Genomic DNA, 319 nt, shown 5'->3' on the forward strand with positions numbered 1-319 from the left:
CTGTCGGCGACGATCAATCGCCTTTGCAATCTGTGCAGCAAACCGCTCTTCGCCGTAGTCACGAATCACCTCCGTCATCTCGGCCACCGTGGCCGTGGCGAGCCATTCGGCGGCGCTGATGCCGCGCGTGGGGTCCATGCGCATGTCCAGCGGGCCGTCGTGGCGGAAGGAAAAGCCGCGCGCCGCATCGTCCAGCTGCGGCGAACTGACGCCCAAGTCCAGCAGGATGCCGTCGAGGCTGGCCGGCGGCAGCCCGGCCAGCGCGGCGAAGCCCTCGTGCCGCACCGTCACGCGCGCGTCCTGCGCCGCCAGCGCCTGC

General features: G+C 70.5%; 1 protein-coding gene. It reads right to left on the reverse strand.

Annotation, left to right across the window (positions count from 1 at the left end; genetic code table 11):
* On the reverse strand, positions 1–319 hold a 319-nt coding region (gene mraW / locus NET02_RS16420), incomplete at both ends, for a 16S rRNA (cytosine(1402)-N(4))-methyltransferase (protein WP_284058509.1).

This window comes from Thermalbibacter longus (assembly GCF_023806485.1).
GTDB lineage: Bacteria > Chloroflexota > Chloroflexia > Thermomicrobiales > Thermomicrobiaceae > Thermalbibacter > Thermalbibacter longus.